Below are 18262 nucleotides of genomic sequence, written 5' to 3'. Positions count from 1 at the left end.
TTACATCTTGATGCCGGTATGCAAAGCGGCAATGCCTGCCGTCAAATTGTAGTACTGCACGCGCTCCAGGCCCGCCGTTTCCATCATGGTCTTCAAGGTTTCCTGGTCCGGGTGCATGCGGATCGATTCTGCCAAATAACGATAGCTTTCCGCATCGCCGGCGATTTTCTGGCCGAACCACGGCAAGACCGAGAACGAATACAGGTCGTACGGCTTTTGCAGCGGCGCGGCGACCTTGGAAAACTCCAGCACCAGCAGCTTGCCGCCCGGTTTCAGCACGCGGCGCATTTCCGCCAGCGCCACGTCCTTGTGCGTCATGTTGCGCAGGCCAAAGGCCACGCTGACACGGTCAAAATAGTTATCGGGGAATGGCAGTTTCTCCGCATCACACAACAAGGTGGGGGTGAGCAGGCCGCGATTCAAGAGGCGGTCGCGGCCCACGCGCAGCATCGACTCGTTGATATCGGTCAGCCACACTTCGCCCGTCGGCCCCGCCTGCTTGGCAAAGGCCTTCGACAGGTCGCCCGTGCCGCCGGCGATGTCGAGCACCTTGAAGCCGGGACGCACGCCCGCGTTGGCAATCGTAAACGTCTTCCACAGACGGTGCAGCCCGCCCGACATCAAGTCGTTCATCACGTCGTATTTGGCAGCGACGGAATGGAACACCTTGGCGACTTCGCGCACTTTGTCGTCTTCTGCAACTGTTTTGTATCCGAAATGGGTCGTATTGGTCATGGTAGGCAGTCTGTTTGAACTTGCATGCATTATACAAGCGGCAGGCGCATTTCCCCGTGACGCCGGAGAAGGTATTGCCGTTCCACCGCATTCGCCGCCAATGACGCGGCTTGCGCATACGCCGCCAGCGCCCCCGCCCGGTCGCCCTGGCGGCGCAGCAAGTCGGCCCGGGCCGCATGCAGATAATGCGAATTGGCCAGGCCGGGCAACGCTTCCAGGCGCGCCAGCCACGCCAGCCCGTGTTCGGTGCCGAACGCCATGGCGCAGGCGATCACGGCATTGAGCAAGACCAGCGGTTCCGGCTTGTGCCGCAGCAAAACGCCATACAGCAGGTGAACCTGGCGCCAGTCCGTCCGGCAGGCCGTGGGCGCCTTGGCATGCAAAGCGGCAATGGCGGCTTGCAACTGGTATGGCCCCGGCGCCCGCGCAGCCAAGGCTTGCTGCAGCACGCCCAGGCCTTCCGCGATCAGCTCGCCGTGCCACAGGCGGCGGTCCTGCTCTTCCAGGGTCAGCAACTGGCCTTCGGGCGACAAGCGGGCCGGGCCGCGCGACGCCTGCAGCAGCAGCAGGGCGAGCAGCCCCTGCACTTCCGGCTGGTCCGGCAGCAAGCCGTCGAGCAGCCGCGCCAGGCGCAAGGCCTCCGCGCACAGGTCGGCGCGCAGCAGGCTGTCGCCGCCGCTGGCGCAATAGCCTTCGCTGAACACCAGATAGATGACATGCTGCACTTGCGCCAGGCGCTGTGGCCAATCTTGCCTGGCGGGCAACTCGAAGCGGATGCCGGCTTCCGCAATCTTGCGCTTGGCACGCAGCACGCGCTGCGACAGGGCCGCTTCCGCCACGCCAAAGGCGCACGCGATCTCGACCGTGGACAAGCCGCACAGGGTGCGCAAGGCCAGCGCCACCTGCGCCTCGGGCGCCAGCGCGGGATGGCAACAGATGAACAGCAGGCGCAAACGGTCGTCTTCGATGGGCTGCGTTTCTTCCATCACGGCAGCCGGCAGGCCCGACAGCGCGGCCTCGGCATCGCTGACGCTCCTGCCCGCCCGGCGCACGTGATCGAGGCCCGCGTTGCGCGCCACGGCACTGAGCCAGGCGGCGGGATGATCGGGGATGCCCGTGCGCGGCCACCATTCCAGCGCCTTGCGGCACGCTTCCTGCAGCACGTCTTCCGCCAGGCCCAGGTCGCCGAAACGCCGCATCAGGCCGGCCAGCACCCTGCCCTTTTCCTGGCGAAAGACATGTTCGACGGCCGCGATGGCGTCGCCGTCCATGCTCACGCCGTCACGGGCCGCACTTCGATGGTGCCCAGGGAGGCCGCCGGACAGCGCCCGGCCCAGGCCAGCGCCTCGTCCAGGTTGGCGCAGTCCAGCAGATAATAGCCGCCCAGCTGCTCCTTGGTTTCCGCGAACGGCCCATCCGTGATGACGGGCTTGCCGTTATGCACGCGCACGCAGGTGGCGCTGCGCACGGGCGCCAGCTCGGCCCCGCCGCGCAGGACGCCGGCCGCTTCCAGCGCCTGCGTGTAGCTGGCGAAGTCGGCCATCAGGCTGGCCAGCTGCCCCTCTTCCATGGCTTCGTAGCGCGCCTCGTCGGCGTAGATCAGGATCAGGTATTCCATGGTCTCTTCTCCAAAAGAAAAATGCCCGCAAGCGCGGGCATTCATACGACGAATGGATATGCGGCAATCCGACAAGATTACCGCATTATTTTTAATTAATGCTGATGGCCGCAGCTGGGTCCGTGGACGTGGCCACCGGAAGACTGCTTGACCGTCATGTCGGCCTTCGCGTCGCGGCCGCTGTCGCCGGGGTAGCCGGCCGCCGCCAGGCGGTCCAGGTAATCCTGCCACAGGGTCGCTTGCTCCGCGCCCAGCTTGTACAGATAAGCCCAGGTGTACAGGCCGGAGTTGTGGCCGTCGCTGAAGGTGGGCTGCACGGCGTAGTTGCCGACGGGTTCGATGCCCGTGATGCCGACCAGGCGCTTGCCTAACTGCAAGGTTTCCTGGCCCTTGCCATGGCCCTGCACTTCGGCCGAAGGCGAATACACGCGCAGGTATTCGAACGGCAGCGCAAATGTGCTGCCATCGTCGAAGGCCACGTCGAGCACGCGCGACTGGTTGTGCACGGTCAAGCCGGTGGGTTGGGGTGTTGCTGCTTTTTCGGTCATGACAATACTTTATGCGGATAAACGTTGAATGATGGCGGCGCGCAAGGCCGGCAACAGGGCGCGGCGCGCGGCCAGCACCTCGGGCGCCGTCTCGCGCTGCACCACGGCCCAGCTCGGGTTGGGAAAATGCGCGTCGTCGCGGTAGCGGGGAATCACGTGCCAGTGCACGTGCGGCGTCATGTTGCCGAAACTGGCCACATTGACCTTTTCCGGCGCCATCACTTCGCGCACGGCCAGTTCGACTTGCCACACCACTTCCATGACATAGTTGCGCTCGCCTGGCGTCAAATCCGTCATTTCCTTGACGTGCTTGTTCCAGATCACGCGGCAAAAGCCGGGATAGGCGGCATCATCGACGGCCACCACGGACAGCCGGTCGCTGCGCCACAGCAAGGTCTCCAGACCCTGCTTGTGGGCGTAGCCGTCCAGCAAGTTGCACAGATCGCAAGACGTGGACATTACACGAGCACCCGCTCGATGCCGCCGTCATTGGCGCGTTTCACGTAATCCGGCATCCAGTTTTCTCCCAGCAAGTGTTTGGCGATCTCGACGACGATGTAATCGGCCGTCGTGCCCGAATCATCATTGTAGCGCGAGAGGCCCTGCAGGCACGATGGGCAGCTGGTGAGGATTTTGACGTCGCCGGTAAAACCGTCGCCGCGCAGCTTGTCGGCGCCCTTGACCATCTCTTCTTCCTTGCGGAAACGCACCTGCGTGGAAATGTCGGGACGCGTGACGGCCAGGGAACCCGATTCGCCGCAGCAACGGTCATTCTTCTCGATCTTCACGTTATCCACCGTGCTGATCAGGGAATTGATGGTCTTGCCCGATTCCTGCAGCTTCATCGGATTGTGGCATGGCTCGTGGTACATATAGCGCGTGCCGTTGACGCCTTCCAGCTTGACGTTTTTCTCCAGCAAATACTCGTGGATATCCATGATGCGGCAGCCGGGGAAAATCTTCTCGAACTGGTAGGTGGCCAGCTGGTCGTAGCAGGTGCCGCACGAGACCAGCACCGTCTTGATGTCCAGGTAATTGAGCGTGTTGGCCATGCGGTGGAACAGGACGCGGTTATCCGTCATCATCTTCTCGGCCTTGTCGAACTCGCCCGCGCCCCGCTGCGGATAACCGCAGCACAGGTAGCCCGGTGGCAAGACCGTCTGCACGCCCACTTCCCACAGCATCGCCTGCGTCGCCAGGCCCACTTGCGAGAACAGCCGTTCCGAACCGCAGCCGGGGAAGTAGAACACGGCTTCCGTATCGGCCGTCGTCGTCTTCGGATTGCGGATGATCGGAATGACTTTATCGTCTTCGATGTCGAGCAGCGCGCGCGCGGATTTCTTCGGCAGGTTGCCCGGCATCTTCTTGTTAATAAAATGGATCACCTGCGCCTTGACGGGCGGCTTGCCCGTCGATGGCGGTGGCGCCTTGGTCTGCTTCTTGGCAAATTTCTTCAGCAAGTCGTGACCCAGGCGCTGCGCCTTGTAACCCCAGCCGATCATGACCTGGCGCGTGGCGTTGATGGTCACGGGATCGGTGGCGTTGAGGAACATCATCGTCGCCTTGGTGCCCGGATTAAAGCTCTTCTTGTCCATCTTGCGCAGCAGGTTGCGCATGTTCATCGACACATCGCCGAAGTCGATATTCACGGGGCAAGGCGTGACGCATTTATGGCAGACGGTACAGTGGTCGGCCACGTCCTCGAACTCTTCCCAATGCTTGATGGAAATACCGCGGCGCGTCTGTTCCTCGTACAGGAACGCTTCGATCAGCGACGAGGTCGCCAAGATCTTGTCGCGTGGCGAATACAGCAGGTTGGCGCGCGGCACGTGGGTCGAGCACACGGGTTTGCATTTGCCGCAACGCAAGCAATCCTTGACGCTGTCGGCGATGGCGCCGATATCGCTTTGCTGCATGATCAGGGACTCGTGCCCCATCAGGCCGAACGATGGCGTGTAGGCATTGCGCAAGTCGGCGCCCATGCCCGGCAGGTTCAGCAGTTTTCCCTTATTGAAACGGCCTTCCGGATCGATGCGCTGCTTGTAGCTGCGGAAGTCGCCGATCTCTTCTTCCGTCAAAAATTCCAGCTTGGTGATGCCGATACCGTGCTCGCCGGAAATGACGCCATTCAGCGAGCGGGCCAGGATCATGATGCGGCCCACGGCTTCGTGGGCGTCCTGCAGCATTTCGTAATTGTCCGAGTTGACGGGCAAGTTGGTGTGCACGTTGCCATCGCCCGCATGCATGTGCAGCGCGACAAACACGCGGCTACGCAAAATGCGCGCGTGAATGGCCGTGGCCTCGTTGAGGATCAGTTTGAAGGCGGCGCCATTGAAGATCTGGCGCAGCTGGGCGCGGATTTCCTGCTTCCACGTGATGCGCACGGTGCGGTCCTGCACCACGTCGAACAGGGTGGCGTTCGGCTGCGTTTCCAGGCGCGCATCGAACACGGGCAGCAAGCGTTCCATGCCCAGTTCCGCCAGCTCCTGCTTGGCGTCCGCCAGCGGACGGTCCAGCTGGGCCAGCAGATAGGTCCAGCGTGCCGTCACTTGCGCCAGCAACTGCTGCGCCTGCTCAGCGCGGTCGCCCAGCATTTCAGCGTCGTCGACCCGGTCGTCCGACGCGTCGTCGCTCTTGCCGATCGGCAAATTACCCTTGCCGAAGAACTCGCTCAAGGCCTCGGCCAGCTGCAGTTTATTCTTGATCGACAGCTCGATATTGATGCGCTCGATGCCATCCGTGTATTCGCCCATGCGGTCCAGGGGAATGACGACGTCTTCATTGATCTTGAAGGCATTCGTGTGCTTGGCGATGGCCGCCGTGCGGGCACGGTCGAGCCAGAATTTCTTGCGCGCTTCCGGGCTGACGGCGACAAAGCCTTCGCCCACGCGGGTGTTGGCGATGCGCACGACCTCGGACGCCGCTTGCGCGACGGCATTTTCATCGTCGCCGACGATGTCGCCAAACAGGGCCATCTTCGGCAGCACGCCCCGTTTCGACTTGGTGGCGTAGCCGACGGCGCGCAGGTAGCGCTCGTCCAGATGCTCCAGGCCCGCCAGGCGCAGGGTCGTGTATTGCTCGCCTTTCGCCGGCAAGCCGTCGAGGTAATCCTTGATTTCCACGATCGACGGAATCGCGTCGCGCGCCTGGCCAAAGAATTCCAGGCAGACGGTGCGGGCGAACTTCGGCATCTTGTGCAGGATCCAGCGCGCCGACGTGATCAGGCCGTCGCAGCCTTCTTTCTGAATGCCCGGCAAGCCGGCGAGGAATTTGTCCGTCACGTCCTTGCCCAGGCCTTCCTTGCGGAACTTGCGGCCAGGAATTTCCAGGATTTCCGTCTTGAACGGCGCGTTCGGTTTTGTCGCGTCGCGCGTGCTCGGGTGGCGCCATTCCAGCTGGAAACGTGCCAGCGCGATATCGTGGATCTTGCCCAGGTTATGGTCGAGGCGCGTGACGTCGAGCCAGTCGCCGTTCGGATCGACCATGCGCCACGACGCCAGATTATCCAGCGCCGTGCCCCACAGCACGGCTTTCTTGCCGCCCGCATTCATGGCGACGTTGCCGCCGATGCAAGAGGCGTGCGCCGACGTCGGGTCGACGGCGAAGACGAAACCGGCTTTTTCCGCCGCTTCCGAGACCTTGTTCGTGATCACGCCGGCGCCCGAATGGATGGTCGCGTACTCGTGCGTGAGGCCCGGCAAGACCTGCATTTCCACGGCGCCCAGGGTGATGAGTTTTTCCGTGTTGATGACGGCCGACATCGGCGTCAAAGGAATCGCGCCGCCCGTGTAGCCGGTGCCGCCGCCGCGCGGGATGATGGTCAGTCCCAGCTCGATGCAGCCTTTCACCAGGCCGGCCATTTCCTCTTCCGTGTCGGGCGTGAGCACGACGAACGGGTATTCCACGCGCCAGTCGGTGGCGTCCGTCACGTGCGAGACGCGCGTCATGCCATCGAAGCGCACATTGTGCTTTTCCGTGTAGCGGCCCAGCACCTTGACCGTGCGCTTGCGCAAATCATAGGTCTTGCGGAATTCGTCGCCAAAGTCGGCCACGGCCTTGCTGGCGGCCTTCAACAGCAGTTCCACGTTATGGCTGCGCGCCTGCGCCACCTCCGGCGTTTCGCCGGCAGCCAGCGCGTCGCCGCCGGCCGCATCGATGGTCAGGCGGCGCTTGTCGACTTCGGCCAGGCGGTGATGCAAGGCATCGATCAAGCCCTGGCGGCGCTTCGGATTGTCGAGCAAGTCATCCTGCAGATACGGGTTGCGGCGCACGACCCAGATGTCGCCCAGCACCTCGTACAGCATGCGGGCAGAACGGCCCGTCTGGCGGGCGCCGCGCAGCTCGTCGAGCAGGCGCCAGGAGTCCTCTCCCAACAGGCGTATGACGATCTCGCGATCGGAAAACGACGTGTAGTTATACGGGATTTCGCGCAGGCGGCTTGCTGCGGGACCATTCGGCGTTTCTGCCAGTAAAGCTTGGATATGTGCGGGAGCGTTCATGGAGTGTGGTGACGATGTGGACTGGACCCTAAAGACCCATTTTATCTTATTGCGCCGCACCATGCGGGAACAGCCTTATGCGGCCCAAGGTTTAAGCGGGCTCGACGCCACCATAGCAAATATGGTCAAGCCACATTTTCCATGAATAAAAAATCAGCCCGCCCGTTTTTTTCGCGCAAAAATGCCAAGAATCGGACTCAGCCACAAACTATCAGCCTGCCCCAAAAGGGGGCAAATGGGCGTTGCAGACGGCCCCATTCAGGCCAGCAGCTGGCCGACCCAGTGCCAGAAACCATCGGGCACGTATAGCAGCAGGGCCGTCATGGTGAGATAGCGCGCGCACTTGCCCACGGCCATGTAGGCCACGCTGGGCCAGAACGGCAGCTTGAGCCAGCCGGCCAGGGTGCACAGGGGATCGCCGACGACAGGCAGCCAGGCCAGCAGCATGGTCTTGGCGCCATAGCGGGCCAGCCAGCGGAACCAGCGCGTGTCGCGCTCCTTGGCGAACGCCTGCTTGGCGCGGTAGCCAAGCCAGTAGTCGACCACGCCGCCCAGGGTATTGCCCAGGGTGGCGACAGCGATGACGGACCAGAACAGCGCGGGATTGGCCTTGATGACGGCAAAGACGGCCGGCTCCGAGCCCAGCGGCAACAAGGTGGCGGAAATAAAGCTGATCAGAAAGACCGAGGTCAGCCCGACTTCCGGTGCTGCAATCAATTGCAGCAACCAGGCGATTGCGGATTCGATCATTGAACACTTCGCGATGCGGTAAGGCTCTCCATTATAATGAAGAGCAGACTGGGCGCCGCACAAACCGCGCCTGCCGGCAAGGGCACACCAACCCGCAGTTCCATAGAGCATTATTGTCGCCTGGCTATCCGCCGCGGCGCAGCCGATATCGACCGACACGCTCCAGAGCCTTTCTGGCCCAGAATCACTTGCTTGCAGACTATGAACATCGACTACCTCAAGAAAATCCTGACCGCCCGCGTCTATGACGTTGCCTCCGAAACGCCGCTGGAACTGGCCCCTGCCCTGTCGCAGCGCCTGAACAACCAGATTTACTTCAAGCGCGAAGACATGCAAAGCGTGTTCAGCTTCAAGATTCGTGGCGCCTACAACAAGATGTCCAAGCTCAGCGAAGCGGAACGCAAGCGCGGCGTGATTTGCGCCTCGGCCGGCAACCATGCCCAGGGCGTGGCCCTGTCGGCCGCCCGCATGGGTTGCCGCGCCGTCATCGTCATGCCCACCACCACGCCGCTGGTGAAGGTCGAGGCGGTCAAGGGACGCGGCGGCGTGAACGTGGAAGTGGTGCTGCACGGCGAGTCGTACACGGATGCCTACAACCACGCGCTGACCCTGGAAAAGGAACAGAAGCTGACCTTCGTGCACCCGTTCGACGATCCCGACGTGATCGCCGGCCAGGGCACGATCGGCATGGAAATCCTGCGCCAGCATGCCGGCCCCATCCACGCCATCTTCGCCCCCATCGGCGGCGGCGGCTTGATCGCCGGCATTGCCGCGTATGTGAAACAGATTCGCCCCGACATCAAGATCATCGGCGTGCAAAGCGTCGACTCGAACGCCATGGCCCGCTCGCTGAAGGCGGGCGAGCGCGTCACCCTGAACGACGTGGGCCTGTTCGCCGACGGCACGGCCGTGCGCCTGGCCGGCGAGGAAACCTTCCGCCTGGTGCAGGCGTATGTCGATGAAATCATCACCGTCGACACGGACGCCATCTGCGCCGCCATCAAGGATGTATTTACGGATACGCGCTCCATTCTGGAACCGTCCGGCGCGCTGGCCGTGGCCGGCGCCAAGGCCTACGTGGAGCGGGCCAGCCTGTCGAAGCACCCCGTCAACCATGAAACCCTGATCACCATCGCCAGCGGCGCGAACATGAATTTCGACCGCCTGCGTTTTGTGGCGGAACGGGCCGAACTGGGCGAATTCCGCGAAGCCGTGTTCGCCGTCACCATGCGCGAACAACGGGGCAGTTTTAAACGCTTCTGCTCGCTCATCGGCGCGCGCAACGTGACGGAATTTAATTACCGCATCAGCGACGAGAAGGAGGCGCACGTGTTTGTCGGCATCCAGATCGCTGACCGGCATGAATCGAGCGTCCTGGCGAAGACCTTCGAGGAACACGAGTTCAGGACGCTGGACCTGACGCATGACGAACTGGCCAAGTCGCACATCCGCCACCTGGTGGGCGGCAAGAGCCGGCTGGCGCAGGACGAGCTGCTGTACCGCTTCGAATTCCCCGAACGCCCCGGTGCCCTGATGCGCTTTCTCGACAGCATGGCGCCGAACTGGAATATTTCCCTGTGCCATTACCGCAGCCAGGGCGGCGACGTGGGCCGCATCCTGATCGGCCTGCAAGTGCCGCCCGATGAAATGGGCGAATTCGCCCGCTTCCTCGATACCCTCGGCTACCGTTACTGGGATGAGAGCAGCAATCCCGTGTACAAGCTGTTCTTGGGTTAAATTGGCAAGTAACCCTACTGCAATGCTGGGGGCAGATCCGTCGGGTCTGACCCCGGTCCTTGCCCTTGGGTTGAAATAAGCTACCATTCACCCTTCACAGAATTTGTAGCCACGCCACCATGACCACCACCAACGACCTCGCCGAACAATCCCCGCTGGGCAAAAGCTCCGCCTACCGTACCGATTACGCGCCGGAATTGCTGTTTCCCATTCCGCGCCAGGGCAAGCGCGACGAGCTGGCATTGCACGGCACGCTGCCCTTCTTTGGCCTCGATATCTGGAATGCCTATGAACTGTCGTGGCTGAACCAGCGCGGCAAGCCGCAGGTGGCCATCGCCAAGGTCAGCGCCCCGGCCGACTCGCCCAACATCATCGAATCGAAATCGTTCAAGCTGTACCTGAACTCGTTCAACCAGACCAAACTGGACAGCCCGGAAGCGCTGTTGACCTTGCTCAAGCAGGATTTGTCGAACGGTTTTGGCGCCCCCGTGCAAGTGGAACTGACCTTGCAGGAAGATTTCGGCAAGCTGAAAATGGGCGAATTCGACGGCGTGCTGCTCGATCGCCTGGACCTGGAAATCACGCAATACACGCCCTCGCCGCTGCTGTTGAAAGCGGCATTGGACGAAGCGCCGGTGGAAGAAACACTCATCTCGCATTTGCTCAAATCGAATTGCCTGGTGACGGGACAGCCGGACTGGGGCAGCGTGCAGATCGCGTATGCGGGACCGCAGATCGACCAGGAAAGCTTGCTGCGCTACCTGATCGGTTTCCGCGAGCACAATGAATTCCACGAGCAGTGCGTCGAGCGCATCTTTGTCGATATCTTGCGCCAGTGCAAACCGCAAAAGCTGTCCGTGTATGCGCGCTATACGCGCCGCGGCGGCCTCGACATCAATCCGTGGCGCAGCAATTACAGCACGGGCGCGATGCCCGGCAATCTGCGCAACGCGCGCCAGTAGGCGCAACAGCAACGGCGGGCGGTGCACCGAGACGATGCCAGCAGGAATGTTGGCTGTGTTTTAAAACAACGTTGCCGGCCTGCTGTGCGGCATCAGAAAAACACGGAAAAGTCGGAAAATCGGCGTTCGGCGACGGAAAAAGCGGAATGTCTGGCGTTTTTAATCAAGAAATAGCCAATATGACCTGATGTTATTTTTTTGTTAAAATGAAGGCAGCAAGGGCCGTAGCGCCCACTGCGCCCGGAGCGGGCGTATACTGTTGAGAATTGGCGTTACAGGCCGCTGAAACAGGCCTATAATTCGGCTCGCAAGCCCTCTGCGCATTGCACCATTTCATTGAGTGTCATGACTAATCTTAGCAAAATATTATCCCTCGAAAACGTCCTCCTGGACCTGGAAGTCTCCAGCAAGAAGCGCGCTTTCGAGCAAGCCGGCCTGATCTTCGAAAACAACTACGGCATCGCCCGCTCCACCGTGTCGGACAATCTGTTTGCCCGTGAACGCCTGGGCTCGACGGGTCTGGGCCATGGCGTGGCCGTGCCGCATGGCAGGGTCAAGGGCAGCAAGACGCTGAAAGCCCCGCTGGGCGCCTTCGTGCGCCTGGCCGAGCCGATTCCATTCGAGTCGCCCGATGGCAAGCCCGTCAATCTGCTGTTTTTCCTGCTGATTCCGGATCATGTCACCCAGCAACATCTGGAAATCCTCTCGGAGATCGCCGAAATGTTTTCCGACGACGCCTTCCGCACGGCCCTGGCCACGGATCCGGAACCGAAATCCGTGCATTCGCGCATCGTCAATTGGCAACCTAGTCTTCAAGCGGCGGGTTAAACTTCAGGTATTCCTCCACTCCTGAAGAAGACTGCCATGTTGCAAACGCCGCTGACGATCCAACGCCTGTACGACGATAATCGTGAAAGTCTGCAACTGGGCTGGTTCGCCGGCTTCCCGGGCGGCGAACGCCTGATCTCCGGCGATGTCTCGTCGGCCGCCGACCAGGTGGGTCACTTGAACCTGATCCACCCGGGCCGCATCCAGGTCTTTGGCCACCAGGAAATCAATTACTACCAGCGCCTGAAGGTCAATACGCGCACCCACGTGATTGGCGAGCTGATCGCTGGCGGTCCGCCCGCGCTGATCATCGCGCAAGGCCTGGAAACGCCGCCCGACATCCTCGCCATCTGCGACGAACAAAACATTCCCCTGTTCTCCACGCCGCTGCCGGCCGCGCAAGTGATCGACTTCCTGCGCGTCTACCTGTCGAAGAAATTGGCACAGCGCATCATCATGCATGGCGTCTTCATGGACGTGCTGGGCGTGGGCGTGCTGATCACGGGCGATTCGGGCCTGGGCAAGAGCGAGCTGGGGCTGGAGCTGATCTCGCGCAGCCACGGCCTGGTGGCCGACGACGCCGTCGAATTCTCGCGCATCGCGCCGAACATGATCGAAGGCCGCTGCCCGCCCCTGCTGCAAAACCTGCTGGAAGTGCGGGGCCTGGGCTTGCTCGACATCAAGGCCATCTTTGGCGAAACGGCCGTGCGCCGCAAGATGCGCTTGAAGCTGATCGTCCACCTGGTGCGCCGCAATGCCCTGGAAGAGGAAGTCGAGCGCCTGCCCTTCCTGTTCCCCACGGAAGACGTACTGGGCTTGCCCGTGCGCAAGGTCGTCATCCCCGTCGCCGCCGGCCGCAACATCGCCGTGCTGCTGGAAGCGGCCGTGCGCAATACGATTTTGCAGCTGCGCGGCATCGATACCTTGCAGGAATTTATGGAACGGCAGAGATTGGCAATGAGTGGTGACTAGTCTGCAGTGGAGTTCGCCCATGCGTGGGCGAACCGTTGCGCAGGCGGAGAGCAATGCTCTCCGCAACCCCTGCTACACCAGCGGTTGGCAATGAGTGGTGACTACTTACCGGGGTCCGACCCGACGGGTCTGACCCCACGCCAATGGCAACCATTAAATACAGGCAATGCCCTAACAATAATTGCAATAATTTGTAAAGGTCATTGCCCTGGGAGCGCAATGCCATTCTTTATTGTATGATCGGCGTATGCATATCGTCCTTATTACCGGAATATCCGGCTCCGGCAAATCCGTCGCGCTCAATGTGCTGGAAGACACCGGCTACTACTGTGTCGACAACCTGCCGCCCGCCCTGCTACCCAGCCTGGTGCAGACCCTGCTCGACGAAGGCGCGCCGCAGCTGGCCGTCGCCGTCGATGCGCGCAGCGCCGAATCGCTGGCCAACCTGCCGCACAATGTGGCGCTGCTGCGCGACCAGGGGCACGACGTGAAAGTCATGTTCCTGACGGCCACCACGCATGCGCTGGTGGCGCGCTTTTCGGAAACGCGGCGCAGCCATCCACTGTCGCATGAATTGCGCCCCAACCAGAATCCGGCCAGCCGCCGCACCCTGATCGAATGCATTTCGGAAGAGCGCGAACGCCTGTCGGCCATCGAACAGCTGGGCCATGTGATCGACACGTCGGAGCTGAGCGCCAACAAGCTGCGCAGCTGGATCAAGGATATCGTCGCCTCCGAGCGCGCCCCGCTGACCCTGTTCTTCGAATCGTTCGCCTTCAAGCTGGGCGTGCCGCTCGACGCCGATTTCGTCTTCGATGTGCGGGCCTTGCCCAATCCCTATTACGACCTGGCCCTGCGCCCGCTCGACGGCCGCGATGCGCCCGTGATCGCCTTCCTCGACGCGCAGCCCAGCGCGCTGGAAATGCTGGCCGACATCCGCGCCTTCATCGAGAAATGGCTGCCATCGTTCAAGTCCGACAACCGCAGCTACCTGACGGTGGCCCTGGGCTGCACGGGCGGCCAGCACCGCTCCGTGTACATGGCGGAACGGCTGACGCAGTATTTCAGCGCCAACGAGCGCGTGGTGCTGCGCCACCGCGAGCGTTCTTAATCAGTCGAGGTAGCGCAGCGGGTGCGCTTGCGCCGGCCAGACGGGGGCAAAGAAACGCGCCACCATGCTGGCATCGACCTCGTCCAGGCTGGCGGGGTTCCAGCGCGGCGCATTGTCCTTGTCGACCACCAGCGCGCGCACGCCCTCGAGCACCTCGCCATGTTCGAAATTGTGGCGCACCAGCGTGCGTTCCATGCGCAGGCAATCGGCCACGCCCAGGTGCGCGCCGCGCCGCAGCAGTTCCAGCGTGACCGACATCATCAGCGGCGAGCGCAAGCGCATGGCCGCCAGCGCCTTGCCGGCGAACGCGCTGTCGTCCTGCGCCAGCGAGGCCATGATGGCGGCCACGGAACCGGCGCCGAAGTGGCGGTCCAGCGCCGTGCGCGCCGTCGCCAGGGCGGCTGGCCCCACCTGCGCCTGGAACGGCGCCGCCAGCGCCTTGATGGCAACCGGCAAGGCTTCGCCCTGCGTCGTTTCGAACAGGTCCAGCAGCGCAGGCATGTGCGCCTCAGGCAGATACACGTCGGCCAGGCCCGTGTACAAGGCATCGGCCGCGCCGATGGTCAACCCCGTCAAACCCAGGTACAGGCCCAGCTGGCCCGCCAGGCGCGACAGGAAATAACTGCCGCCCACGTCGGGGAACAGGCCGATATTGACTTCCGGCATGGCCATGCGCGTGCGGCCCGTGACGATGCGCAGCTGGTTGCCGGGACCGGCTTGCGCCACGCCCATGCCGCCGCCCATCACCACGCCATCCATCACGGCAATATACGGTTTTGAATAGAAATGAATCAGATGGTTGAGCGCATATTCTTCCGTAAAGAAGTCTTCCAGCAAGGCGCTGCCGCCCTGCGGCGTGGCCAGGCCCGCATCATAAAAGAAACGGATATCGCCGCCGGCGCACAGGGCTTTGTCACTGCTGGAACGGATCACCACGGCGTCCACCTGCGGATCGTCGCGCCAGGCCAGCAATGTGGCGCTCAGGGCCCGCACCATCGCCAGCGACAGGGAATTCAAGGCTTTCGGACGGTCGAGCACAATGTGGCCCGTGCGGTTGCGGATGGAAGTCTGGACGAAGTCGCTCATGGCAGGATGGAAAGAAGTGGGTATGGCAACATTTTAGCGCCTTCGAGCGGGACGCCGCGTTCCCGTGACGCTGCCCGGCGGCGAGCACGGGCGCAAAAAAGGGCGCGGTAGGCGCGCCCTTAGTTGATCACAACCGGTTCAGAATGGCAGGCCGTTCAGACGGCGGCTAATTCTTCATCCGAGTTGTCTGGCAGATGCTTGATCGCCTCTTTACCGTGCCCTTGCACTTTGGTTTTGTATTTCATTACTTGCCGGTCCAGCTTGTCGATCAGGGTATCGATCGCGGCATACAGGTCTTGCGCCAGGCTTTCCACGTAGACGGTCTTGCCGCTCAGACGCAGGTTGACTTCAGCCTTTTGACGTTTTTCTTTCTCTTTGAGGTTGTCGACGGTCAGAATCACGGCAATATCGATGACTTGATCGAAATGACGTTTCACACGCTCCAGTTTCGCTTGTACGTATTCACGGATGGCTGGTGTCACTTCGAGATGATGTCCGCTGATGGTGAGATTCATACACACTCCTAAAGATGATTCGGGTTCGTGCGGTCCATCGTATCCGGCCCGCAGAGGAACCGAAAAAAACTTACAAACACTTACGCAGGCTCACTGGCGGAATTTTTAATGCTTCCCGGTATTTGGCAACAGTACGTCGCGCAATCACCATGCCTTGTTCCCCCAGCATGTCCGCAATCTTACTGTCGGATAAAGGATTTTTAGGGTCTTCTGCTCCTGTCAGTTGCACGATCAATGCCCGTATCGCCGTCGATGACGCTTCGCCCCCCGCTTCGGTGGCGACGTGGCTACCAAAGAAATATTTCAACTCGAACATGCCGTGCGGGGTCAGCATGTACTTTTGAGTTGTTACCCGCGAGATAGTACTCTCGTGTAATCCCAGTGTATCAGCTATTTCACGGAGCACAAGGGGACGCATGGCAACGGCCCCATGCGAGAAAAAATTCTTTTGTCGTTCTACTATCGCCTGCGCCACGCGCAGGATGGTGTCGAAGCGCTGGCGCATGTTTTTGATCAGCCACTTAGCCTCCTGCAACTGGGCGCCCATGGCGCCTTCACCCTTGCCCTGCTTCAACAAGTTGGCATACATGGCGTTGACGCGCAGGCGCGGCATGACGTCGTTGTTCAGGGTCACTTGCCAGCCATTGCGTGCGCGCTTGACGACGACGTCGGGCACCACGTAATCGGACACATCGGAAGCGAAGACGGCGCCCGGATGCGGGTTGCACAGGCGGATCACCGTCTGCGCCTCGCGCAGGTCTTCATCGTCGCAATCGAGGGCTTTTTTCAGCTTGTTGAAATCGCGCTGGGCAAACCAGGCCAGGTGCTTTTCCACGATCACGAGGGCCATGCGGCGCGTCACCATGGCGATATGCGGCAGGCGGCGGATTTGCAGCGCCAGGCATTCGGCCGCGTTGCGCGCGCCCACGCCGGGCGGATCGAAGCTTTGCAGCAGGGACAAGGCCGTGCGCAGCTCGTCGGCGTCGATCTCCAGCTCCTCGGGCAGGCGTGCCAGGATGTCGTCGAGCGGCTCTTCCAGATAGCCATTGTCGTCGAGCGCATCGATGATCAGCTCGACGAGCGCGCGGTCGCGCAATTCCAGCACCGTCACGCGCATCTGCTCCATCAAGTGCTCGCGCAGGGTGCAGTGATGGGCCTCGAGTTGCGGACGCGAATCCTCGTCGTCGGGCGCCTTGCCGCGGCTCGCTTCGCTCCAGTCACTGTCGGCGCCGTCCATGGCGGCCGGGGCATCGCCGCCGTCGCCGTCAAACGTCTCCGCTTCGGCAGGCGCCGCCGGCGCGTCCTGGCCGGGCGGCTGGGGCGGCGCCTCGGCCGGCGCCGCGGTGGAACTGAGCGCCCCGTCGGACAGCAGGCGCAGCGAACGGTCGAGCGGATCGTCGAGCCGTTCGAGCAGGGGATTGTCCGTCAACAGTTGCTCGAGTTCCTGGTGCAATTCCAGGGTAGACAATTGCAACAGGCGTATCGATTGCTGCAACTGAGGCGTCAGTGCCAGGTGCTGCGAGGTGCGCAGCTGCAATGATTGTTTCATTGGCTCACATACGGAAGTGTTCGCCCAGATAGACCCGGCGTACCGACTCGTTGGCGATGATGTCGTCGGGGCGTCCCGACGCCAGCACCGAGCCCTGGTTGATGATGTAGGCACGGTCGCAAATACCCAGCGTCTCGCGCACATTATGGTCGGTGATCAGCACGCCGATATTGCGCTCCTTCAAGAAGCGCACGATGCGCTGGATCTCGATCACGGCGATCGGATCGACGCCGGCGAACGGTTCGTCGAGCAGCACGAAGCGCGGGTCGGTGGCCAGCGCGCGGGCGATTTCCACGCGGCGGCGTTCGCCACCGGACAGCGACAGCGCCTGGTTTTCGCGCAGCTTTTCAATCTGCAGGTCGGCCAGCAGTTTATCCAGGCGCTCCTCGATCTCCGCCTTCTTCAGGGGGCGCCCTTCGATGGTCTGGATTTCCAGCACGGCGCGGATATTGTCTTCCACCGTCAGCTTGCGGAAGACGGACGCTTCCTGCGGCAGGTAGGACAGGCCCATCTGCGCGCGGCGGTGGATCGGCAGGCTGGAAATGTCCACGCCGCTGATATCGATGGTGCCGCCGTCGGAAGGCACCAGGCCGACGATCATGTAGAACGAGGTGGTCTTGCCGGCGCCGTTCGGGCCCAGCAGGCCCACCACTTCGCCGCATTCGACTTGCAGCGACACATCATGCACGACTTGCCGCTTGCCATAGGTTTTCTGCAGCCCGCGAACGATCAGGGTGCTGCCGCAACGTGTATTTTCCATTATTTCTTTCCTGGCGCAGGCGTCGCTGGCGCCTTCTCCGCCGCTGGGGCCTTGGTCTTCGGCTGGATCACCATGCGCACGCTGCCGCCGCCCGGGGTGCTGGTGCCGCTATCGGAGTTTTCCATCGTAAACACTTCCTTGCGGCTGTCATACGAGATGAAGGCGCCGTTGGCCACGTCGGTCGGCTTGGTGCCTTCCAGGCGCGTCAGCTTGGCCTTGGAAAACAGTTTCACCACTTCCGTCTTGTTGTCGTATTCCACACGCTCCGCCTCGCCTTCCACCCACAAGTCGCCCGCGCCATCGCGCTTCTGGCGGAAGGTGGCCAGCTTGCCCGGATCGGCCCAGAAAGTGATGAACTGATAGCCCTGCGGATCTTCCGTGATCAGGGCCCGGCCCGCCTTCATGGTCAGCGTGCCTTTCACCAGCACCACGTCGCCCGTCAGGGTGCGCGTCTGCTTGACGTCATCGACCTGGCCGCGCTGGGCCGTGATGACGGCTTCCTTCTCGGAATCGGCCTTTTCGGCATGCGCCGTGCCCATCACGGCCAGCGAAAAGAGGGTCAACAGCACGATGTTCTTCATAGTATGGTTTC

General features: G+C 62.0%; 17 protein-coding genes. 5 read left to right on the top strand and 12 right to left on the bottom strand.

The window, feature by feature from the left end; translation table 11 throughout:
• The 7 genes from ubiE to BM193_RS24300 form a co-directional block, all read right to left on the bottom strand.
• On the bottom strand, positions 1–735 hold the full coding sequence (gene ubiE / locus BM193_RS24330) for a bifunctional demethylmenaquinone methyltransferase/2-methoxy-6-polyprenyl-1,4-benzoquinol methylase UbiE (RefSeq protein ID WP_034753359.1): 735 nt from the start codon (positions 733–735) through the stop codon (positions 1–3).
• A gap of 29 nt (positions 736–764) precedes the next feature.
• Positions 765–2006, bottom strand: a complete 1242-nt coding sequence (locus BM193_RS24325; RefSeq protein ID WP_092801897.1) for an RNA polymerase sigma factor — start codon at positions 2004–2006, stop codon at positions 765–767.
• Positions 2007–2008: 2 nt separating this feature from the next.
• Positions 2009–2353: a YciI family protein gene (locus BM193_RS24320; RefSeq protein WP_092801900.1), complete on the bottom strand. Its 345-nt coding sequence runs from the start codon at positions 2351–2353 to the stop codon at positions 2009–2011.
• 95 nt (positions 2354–2448) lie between these two features.
• Positions 2449–2901 (bottom strand): gamma-butyrobetaine hydroxylase family protein, encoded by a 453-nt coding sequence (locus BM193_RS24315; protein WP_092801905.1) that lies wholly within the window; start codon positions 2899–2901, stop codon positions 2449–2451.
• Between the two features lie 9 nt (positions 2902–2910).
• Positions 2911–3360: an HIT family protein gene (locus tag BM193_RS24310; RefSeq protein WP_092801908.1), complete on the bottom strand. Its 450-nt coding sequence runs from the start codon at positions 3358–3360 to the stop codon at positions 2911–2913.
• Positions 3360–7400: a DUF3683 domain-containing protein gene (locus BM193_RS24305; RefSeq protein WP_092801911.1), complete on the bottom strand. Its 4041-nt coding sequence runs from the start codon at positions 7398–7400 to the stop codon at positions 3360–3362. The genes BM193_RS24310 and BM193_RS24305 overlap by 1 nt, the downstream gene beginning before the upstream one ends.
• 258 nt (positions 7401–7658) lie before the next feature.
• Positions 7659–8150, bottom strand: a complete 492-nt coding sequence (locus tag BM193_RS24300; RefSeq protein WP_092801914.1) for a YqaA family protein — start codon at positions 8148–8150, stop codon at positions 7659–7661.
• Positions 8151–8351: 201 nt separating this feature from the next.
• Here BM193_RS24300 and ilvA point away from each other — a divergent pair, with 201 nt between their 5' ends.
• The 5 genes from ilvA to rapZ all read left to right on the top strand — a co-directional run bounded on the left by ilvA (position 8352) and on the right by rapZ (position 13760).
• The gene (gene ilvA / locus BM193_RS24295) at positions 8352–9887 is read left to right on the top strand and encodes a threonine ammonia-lyase, biosynthetic (protein WP_092801917.1); all 1536 of its coding nucleotides are present in this window, start codon (positions 8352–8354) and stop codon (positions 9885–9887) included.
• A 119-nt stretch (positions 9888–10006) separates the two neighbouring features.
• Positions 10007–10849, top strand: coding sequence for an NADPH-dependent 7-cyano-7-deazaguanine reductase QueF (gene queF / locus BM193_RS24290; RefSeq protein ID WP_092801921.1), 843 nt, complete (start codon positions 10007–10009; stop codon positions 10847–10849).
• 345 nt (positions 10850–11194) lie between these two features.
• Positions 11195–11677 carry a PTS sugar transporter subunit IIA gene (locus tag BM193_RS24285; RefSeq protein ID WP_071079718.1) on the top strand — a complete coding sequence of 161 codons (483 nt, stop codon included), beginning with the start codon at positions 11195–11197 and terminating at the stop codon, positions 11675–11677.
• 36 nt (positions 11678–11713) lie between these two features.
• The gene (gene hprK, locus BM193_RS24280) at positions 11714–12649 is read left to right on the top strand and encodes an HPr(Ser) kinase/phosphatase (protein WP_034753337.1); all 936 of its coding nucleotides are present in this window, start codon (positions 11714–11716) and stop codon (positions 12647–12649) included.
• 247 nt (positions 12650–12896) lie between these two features.
• Positions 12897–13760: an RNase adapter RapZ gene (gene rapZ, locus BM193_RS24275; RefSeq protein ID WP_092801924.1), complete on the top strand. Its 864-nt coding sequence runs from the start codon at positions 12897–12899 to the stop codon at positions 13758–13760.
• On the opposite strand, the gene BM193_RS24270 is transcribed toward rapZ, so the two are convergent.
• The 5 genes from BM193_RS24270 to lptA form a co-directional block, all read right to left on the bottom strand.
• Entirely contained in the window at positions 13761–14846 is a 1086-nt protein-coding gene (locus tag BM193_RS24270; RefSeq protein WP_092801926.1) for an enoyl-CoA hydratase/isomerase family protein, read from the bottom strand. It abuts the gene before it with no gap.
• A gap of 155 nt (positions 14847–15001) precedes the next feature.
• Positions 15002–15361 carry a ribosome hibernation-promoting factor, HPF/YfiA family gene (gene raiA / locus BM193_RS24265; protein ID WP_092801929.1) on the bottom strand — a complete coding sequence of 120 codons (360 nt, stop codon included), beginning with the start codon at positions 15359–15361 and terminating at the stop codon, positions 15002–15004.
• Positions 15362–15431: 70 nt separating this feature from the next.
• Entirely contained in the window at positions 15432–16910 is a 1479-nt protein-coding gene (locus tag BM193_RS24260) for an RNA polymerase factor sigma-54 (RefSeq protein WP_092801932.1), read from the bottom strand.
• Positions 16911–16914: 4 nt separating this feature from the next.
• Positions 16915–17670 (bottom strand): LPS export ABC transporter ATP-binding protein, encoded by a 756-nt coding sequence (gene lptB, locus BM193_RS24255; RefSeq protein WP_092801934.1) that lies wholly within the window; start codon positions 17668–17670, stop codon positions 16915–16917.
• Entirely contained in the window at positions 17670–18251 is a 582-nt protein-coding gene (gene lptA, locus BM193_RS24250) for a lipopolysaccharide transport periplasmic protein LptA (RefSeq protein ID WP_092801937.1), read from the bottom strand. The genes lptB and lptA overlap by 1 nt, the downstream gene beginning before the upstream one ends.
• Between the last annotated feature and the right edge of the window lie 11 nt (positions 18252–18262).

This window comes from Janthinobacterium sp. 344 (genome assembly GCF_900112025.1).
GTDB lineage: Bacteria > Pseudomonadota > Gammaproteobacteria > Burkholderiales > Burkholderiaceae_D > Janthinobacterium.
The sequence above is the reverse complement of the archived record's forward strand: the minus strand, read 5'-3'. Positions and strand labels throughout refer to the sequence as shown.

What these genes read in the sequence shown, in the direction of transcription:
- rapZ (WP_092801924.1), top strand. Translation starts at nt 12,897, where the DNA reads ATGCATATCGTCCTTATTACCGGAATATCCGGCTCCGGCAAATCCGTC.
- BM193_RS24315 (WP_092801905.1), bottom strand. Translation starts at nt 2,901, where the DNA reads ATGACCGAAAAAGCAGCAACACCCCAACCCACCGGCTTGACCGTGCAC.
- lptA (WP_092801937.1), bottom strand. Translation starts at nt 18,251, where the DNA reads ATGAAGAACATCGTGCTGTTGACCCTCTTTTCGCTGGCCGTGATGGGC.
- BM193_RS24300 (WP_092801914.1), bottom strand. Translation starts at nt 8,150, where the DNA reads ATGATCGAATCCGCAATCGCCTGGTTGCTGCAATTGATTGCAGCACCG.
- BM193_RS24305 (WP_092801911.1), bottom strand. Translation starts at nt 7,400, where the DNA reads ATGAACGCTCCCGCACATATCCAAGCTTTACTGGCAGAAACGCCGAAT.
- BM193_RS24310 (WP_092801908.1), bottom strand. Translation starts at nt 3,360, where the DNA reads ATGTCCACGTCTTGCGATCTGTGCAACTTGCTGGACGGCTACGCCCAC.
- queF (WP_092801921.1), top strand. Translation starts at nt 10,007, where the DNA reads ATGACCACCACCAACGACCTCGCCGAACAATCCCCGCTGGGCAAAAGC.
- lptB (WP_092801934.1), bottom strand. Translation starts at nt 17,670, where the DNA reads ATGGAAAATACACGTTGCGGCAGCACCCTGATCGTTCGCGGGCTGCAG.
- ubiE (WP_034753359.1), bottom strand. Translation starts at nt 735, where the DNA reads ATGACCAATACGACCCATTTCGGATACAAAACAGTTGCAGAAGACGAC.
- BM193_RS24285 (WP_071079718.1), top strand. Translation starts at nt 11,195, where the DNA reads ATGACTAATCTTAGCAAAATATTATCCCTCGAAAACGTCCTCCTGGAC.
- BM193_RS24325 (WP_092801897.1), bottom strand. Translation starts at nt 2,006, where the DNA reads ATGGACGGCGACGCCATCGCGGCCGTCGAACATGTCTTTCGCCAGGAA.
- BM193_RS24270 (WP_092801926.1), bottom strand. Translation starts at nt 14,846, where the DNA reads ATGAGCGACTTCGTCCAGACTTCCATCCGCAACCGCACGGGCCACATT.
- ilvA (WP_092801917.1), top strand. Translation starts at nt 8,352, where the DNA reads ATGAACATCGACTACCTCAAGAAAATCCTGACCGCCCGCGTCTATGAC.
- raiA (WP_092801929.1), bottom strand. Translation starts at nt 15,361, where the DNA reads ATGAATCTCACCATCAGCGGACATCATCTCGAAGTGACACCAGCCATC.
- BM193_RS24320 (WP_092801900.1), bottom strand. Translation starts at nt 2,353, where the DNA reads ATGGAATACCTGATCCTGATCTACGCCGACGAGGCGCGCTACGAAGCC.
- hprK (WP_034753337.1), top strand. Translation starts at nt 11,714, where the DNA reads ATGTTGCAAACGCCGCTGACGATCCAACGCCTGTACGACGATAATCGT.
- BM193_RS24260 (WP_092801932.1), bottom strand. Translation starts at nt 16,910, where the DNA reads ATGAAACAATCATTGCAGCTGCGCACCTCGCAGCACCTGGCACTGACG.